General features: G+C 41.8%; 5 protein-coding genes. All 5 read left to right on the top strand.

Going from position 1 to position 5,098, the window contains the following annotated elements; all coding sequences use genetic code 11:
* Positions 1–270 precede the first annotated feature (270 nt).
* The gene (locus ABZB17_RS20375; protein ID WP_372653095.1) at positions 271–1,272 is read left to right on the top strand and encodes a hypothetical protein; all 1,002 of its coding nucleotides are present in this window, start codon (positions 271–273) and stop codon (positions 1,270–1,272) included.
* A 92-nt stretch (positions 1,273–1,364) separates the two neighbouring features.
* Positions 1,365–2,435, top strand: coding sequence for a phosphate ABC transporter substrate-binding protein PstS (gene pstS, locus ABZB17_RS20370; protein ID WP_372653092.1), 1,071 nt, complete (start codon positions 1,365–1,367; stop codon positions 2,433–2,435).
* Between the two features lie 85 nt (positions 2,436–2,520).
* Entirely contained in the window at positions 2,521–3,372 is an 852-nt protein-coding gene (pstC, locus tag ABZB17_RS20365; protein WP_372653090.1) for a phosphate ABC transporter permease subunit PstC, read from the top strand.
* Between the two features lies 1 nt (position 3,373).
* Complete coding sequence (gene pstA / locus ABZB17_RS20360; RefSeq protein WP_372653087.1) at positions 3,374–4,258, top strand: phosphate ABC transporter permease PstA; 885 nt, start codon at positions 3,374–3,376, stop codon at positions 4,256–4,258.
* An 11-nt stretch (positions 4,259–4,269) separates the two neighbouring features.
* Positions 4,270–5,052: a phosphate ABC transporter ATP-binding protein PstB gene (gene pstB / locus ABZB17_RS20355; protein WP_372653085.1), complete on the top strand. Its 783-nt coding sequence runs from the start codon at positions 4,270–4,272 to the stop codon at positions 5,050–5,052.
* Positions 5,053–5,098: the final 46 nt, after the last annotated feature.

Here is a 5,098-nt window from a genome sequence, read left to right as displayed (position 1 = left end):
CCCTGCCAGTGCGCGCTTGTGTAGTGTTCCATTTTAGCCAACCGCAAAACAAAGGTTCCCATCTATAATTTCTATTCCCCAAAGTAAATAAAGCTTGTTACGGTTTTGTAATTTTATCACAGTGAAACAAGTTGTGTTGGTACACAGTGATTTACGCTTTATTGCGCGAAATAATTTAATCGTTTTGTAATAATATTGTAATTCACGTGTAATAGCGTTACCGCACTTTTGCCATCGAAAAATAGACAAAATTCAATCTTAAGTTATAAAATGAAAAAAATGTTTTTGCTGTTGTTATTGGTTCAAGGAATCGTAATGGCAGGATTTAGCCAGGAATCAAATGAAGAATTTAAACCTTCCGGGAAAGCAGTATTTAAAGTTTTTACGAATTGGCATCAAGGATTTGGTGGTGACTCAGAAGTGGATTACGCTGAAGAGTCAGGCTTTGAATTAACACGTGGGGTTATTGGGTATGAATACCAATTCGCGCCCCGTTTATCGTCAAAAGTTATTGTTGATATGGACAATCCAAATAGTGGGAAACTTACAGAGGTAGCATACATACGTAATGCCTATCTTGCCTATGAAGGTGATCGTTTGAGTGCCGTATTTGGTATTTTGGGAATGAAACAGTTCAAAACCCAGGAGAACTATTGGGGATACCGTTACATCTACAAATCAGCAATGGACGAGTATAAGTTCAACAATAGTGTTGATGCAGGGATTATCTTAAAATACAAAGTATTCGATTGGCTTTCGGCAGACATGGCATTTACCAATGGAGAGGGAGCTAAAAAACAACAGGATACAGAAGGAAAGTATCGCGTAGGGTATGGTTTGGAGTTAGAGCCCATTGATGGTTTGGCGTTTAGAACCTATTATGATTATTTCTACGCTCCTGATGCCACTGAAGATCTTGTAAACGAAAATCAGGATATGATTTCTTTCTTTTTAGGTTATGAAAAAGACAACCTTCGCCTTGGAGTTGAGTACGACATGTTAAAAAATTACAAGTTTAACTTGAATGACGATCGCGATATCTTCTCGGCTTACGGATCATTACTATTCAAAGAAAAATTTCAAGCCTTTATCAGATACGACAAATTAATGGCAGAAAATGCACTGGCCAGTGAGAATGTTGCGATGGCAGGAATGGAATGGGCTGTTGTAAAAGGAGTAAAGATTTCTCCTAACTTCAGATATAAGAGTTTTCAAGATACCGACCAGCCTGATGCCAAATATTTCTATCTAAATTTTGAATACAAATTTTAGTGAAAAGTATGCTCTTTTCAATTCTTTAAGCGCCATGAAAACAATTTAGCAATCCATAGAAAACAGAAAACTAGAAATTAAAAGAAATAGAAATGAAAAATTTAGCCCTACTGATTTTAACAGTATTTATTCTGGGAGCTTGCTCAAACTCGTCAAATAAACAAGGTGGAGAAAAAGCAGGAGTTTCAAAAGTGACTTTAACAGCTGCGGGAGCTACTTTCCCGATGCCCTATTACAATATGGTTTTTAAGAACTATACATCAGAATTTGGTACGCTGCTTACTTATGGCGGAATCGGTTCAGGCGGAGGTATCCGCAGTTTAACCGATAAAGTGGTTGACTTTGGTGCAACCGATGCTTACCTGAGCGACGACAAGTTGGCAGAAATGCCTGCTGAAGTAGTTCACATTCCAACGGTATTGGGTGCTGTTGTTATTGCTTATAACCTTCCCGGTGTTGATGGCCTTAAACTGTCGAACGAATTGCTGGAGAAAATTTTTATGGGTGAAATTATCAACTGGAATGATCCGGCAATTAAAGCGAACAACGAAGGGTTAGCCCTTCCTGATATGGAAATCACTTTTGTACACCGTTCGGATGGTAGCGGAACAACTTACATTTTCAGCGACTACATGACTAAAATCAGCACAAAATGGGCAGATGTTGTGGGAACAGGAAAATCGTTACAATGGCCGGTTGGTATGGGTGCCAAAGGAAATCCCGGTGTTGCCGGTACCATTAGCCAAACCGAAGGAGCCATTGGTTACATCGGATCGGAATATGCTTTTGCGCAGAAAATCCAAACTGCATTGGTGCAAAACAGCGCCGGTAACTATATCGAGCCATCAATTGCTTCGGTTAGTGCTGCTGCAAAAGGAGAAATTCCTGCCGATACACGTATCATGTTGACCAATTCTGATGATCCAGAATCATACCCGATCAGCGGATTTACCTGGATCATTCTTTACAAAGAGCAAAACTACGATGGTCGCGCTAAAGATCAGGCGCTGGCAACCGTTACTTTCCTCGATTGGCTGGTAAGCGCCGATGCACAGGGCCAGGCCGAAAAGGTACACTACGCACCGCTTCCGGATGCCGCTGCCGAAAAAGCCAAAGCGATTTTACGCTCGGTTACTTTCGATGGGCAACCATTGTTGAAATAGTTAGTTTTAGTTATCGAAAACAGATTTAATGAAACTGGGAAAGCTGCCGGCAAAGCAGTTTTCTCAGCTTCTTAAAGTCCACCAAATGAACAGCGATAAAATAACAAAAGGCGTTCTCCTGCTCTCATCGTTCGTAATACTTTTTGTAGCCGGAGGAATGATCTTTTCGTTGGTTGAAGGTGCCATTCCGGCACTGAAAAGTTTTGGGCTGAGTTTTATTTGGTCGAACAACTGGAATCCAACCGAAGGGAAAGAAAACTACGGAGCGCTTCCGTTTATTGCCGGAACAATCATAACCTCGGTAGCGGCGCTGTTGATCAGTTTACCCTTATCGTTTTCGGTTTCATTGTTTCTGGGCGAGTATTACCGCGGAACCCGGATTGCAAAAATACTGGGAACCATGGTTGATTTGCTTGCCGGAATTCCTTCAATTGTATATGGTTTGTGGGGTTTTTACGTGCTTCGTCCGCTGCTTATCGATTTGGGATTACCCAACCAGGGATTTGGAATTTTCACGGCCAGCATTATTCTGGCAATCATGATCATTCCTTACGCCACATCGCTGAGTAACGAGATTATTACCATGGTACCGAACGAGCTGGAAGAAGCAGCCTATTCGCTTGGAGCTACCCGCTCGGAAGTGATCTTTAATGTGGTGGTACCATCGGCACGTTCGGGTATTATTGCCGGTTACATTTTGTCTTTCGGGCGTGCATTGGGAGAAACCATGGCAGTAACCATGCTTATCGGTAACGCCAATATCGTCCCCGATGGATTTTTCAGCACGGGAAATACAATGGCCTCCGTAATTGCCAACCAGTTTGGCGAAGCCGATGGATTGAAGCTCAGCTCTCTGATTGCTATTGGTTTGCTGTTATTCCTGTTAACAGGTATAATAAATGCCATTGGTAAGTTCATTATAAAACGAATGGGATAACATGAATGCTGCAGCAAAAATAACAGCGGCAAACCTCAGCCGAAGAACCTTGAAAGACAAACTATTCAAGGGTTTGGTGCTCTTTTTGTCGTTGATTACCATTTCGCCGATTGTACTAATTATCTACAAATTGGTGGTAAAAGGTTATCGTCAGATCAGTTTGGATTTTATTATCAAAACACCTCCGAATACTTTTGAGGCGATGACAGCATTAAGCAATGGCGAGTTAATACCCGGAGGTATTGCAAACGGAATTACAGGAACATTGTTAATGGTGGTTCTGGCTTCGGTTATTGCCATTCCGGTTGGTGTTATTACAGGCATTTACCTGTACGAAAATCCGGGAAAATTAATGGCAAATCTTACCCGAAATATTTCGGATATTTTGCAGGGCGTTCCTTCCATCGTATTGGGGCTTATTGCTTATATGTGGATTGTAAAACCCATAACCAGCGGTTTTTCGGCACTGGCAGGTAGTGTGTCCTTGTCGATTATGATGTTACCAATGATCGTACGCTCAACGGAGGAAACGCTGAAAATGATTCCTCAATCGATAAAAGAAGCAGCTGTTGCATTGGGTGTGCCGTATTACAAAGTAATTCTGCGCGTGCTTATTCCAACCGGATTTAGCGGTTTGCTAACAGGCATTCTGTTGGGGATTTCGCGTATTCTTGGAGAAACAGCACCATTAATGCTCACAGCACTGGGCAGCTCAGTCATTAATTTGGACATTACCAAACCAACAAGTGCAATTCCATTGTTAATCTGGGAGTTTTACAACGACCCGAATATGGTAGACCTGATTTGGAGCTCATCCTTATTACTGATGGGAATGGTACTGACCCTGAACCTGGTATCGAAACGAATAGCTGCCCGAACGAAATAGAGAAGAAAACAATGAAAACAGATACTTTAAATATCAAAGATCCTGTACTTTCTATCCGCAATTTATCGGTTGCGTACGATAAGGGGAGTTATGCTGTAAAGGATGTTTCGGCCGATATTAAACGAAACGCGGTAACAGCAATAATGGGCCCGTCGGGATGTGGGAAAAGTACCATGTTGCGTGCCATTAACCGCATGCACGAGTTGTACGAAAACATCGAAACCAAAGGATCGCTCATTTTAAACGGCAAGGATATTACCGATATGCCAACCATTCAATTACGTCGTATGGCCGGTATGGTATTTCAACGTCCTAACCCGTTTCCAACACTGAGCATTTACGACAACGTAATTGCCGGCTATAAATTAAACGGCATTCGTTTAAAGAAAAAAGAACGCGATGAGGTGGTTGAACGTTCATTGCGCGACGTTACACTTTGGGATGAGGTAAAAGATACCTTGCATAAAAAGGGCACATTTCTATCGGGTGGTCAGCAACAACGGCTTTGTATTGCAAGGGCGCTGGCTTTCGATCCGGAAGTGATTTTGCTCGACGAACCCACCTCGGCACTCGATCCTGTGGCAACTTCAAAAATTGAAGACTTGCTGGTAAAGTTAAAAGAGAATTATTCGATACTGATGGTGACACACAACATGTCGCAGGCAGCACGAATCTCTGATTATTCAATGTTTATGTACCTGGGTGAATTGGTTGAATATGGTAAAACAAAAGATATGTTTACCAACCCAAAAGACCGTCGTACAGAAGAATACCTGACCGGGAAATTCGGTTAATTTTTAACTTCATTAAAATTCTACAGTTATGACTTTAAAGAAGGAT

Origin of the sequence: Draconibacterium sp. (assembly GCF_041583095.1) — a bacterium.
In the GTDB taxonomy this organism is placed as follows: domain Bacteria; phylum Bacteroidota; class Bacteroidia; order Bacteroidales; family Prolixibacteraceae; genus Draconibacterium.
Note: the sequence above shows the minus strand (reverse complement) of the source record. Positions and strands in the feature narration are given on the sequence as shown.

What these genes read in the sequence shown, in the direction of transcription:
- pstB (WP_372653085.1), top strand. Translation starts at nt 4,270, where the DNA reads ATGAAAACAGATACTTTAAATATCAAAGATCCTGTACTTTCTATCCGC.
- pstS (WP_372653092.1), top strand. Translation starts at nt 1,365, where the DNA reads ATGAAAAATTTAGCCCTACTGATTTTAACAGTATTTATTCTGGGAGCT.
- pstA (WP_372653087.1), top strand. Translation starts at nt 3,374, where the DNA reads ATGAATGCTGCAGCAAAAATAACAGCGGCAAACCTCAGCCGAAGAACC.
- ABZB17_RS20375 (WP_372653095.1), top strand. Translation starts at nt 271, where the DNA reads ATGAAAAAAATGTTTTTGCTGTTGTTATTGGTTCAAGGAATCGTAATG.
- pstC (WP_372653090.1), top strand. Translation starts at nt 2,521, where the DNA reads ATGAACAGCGATAAAATAACAAAAGGCGTTCTCCTGCTCTCATCGTTC.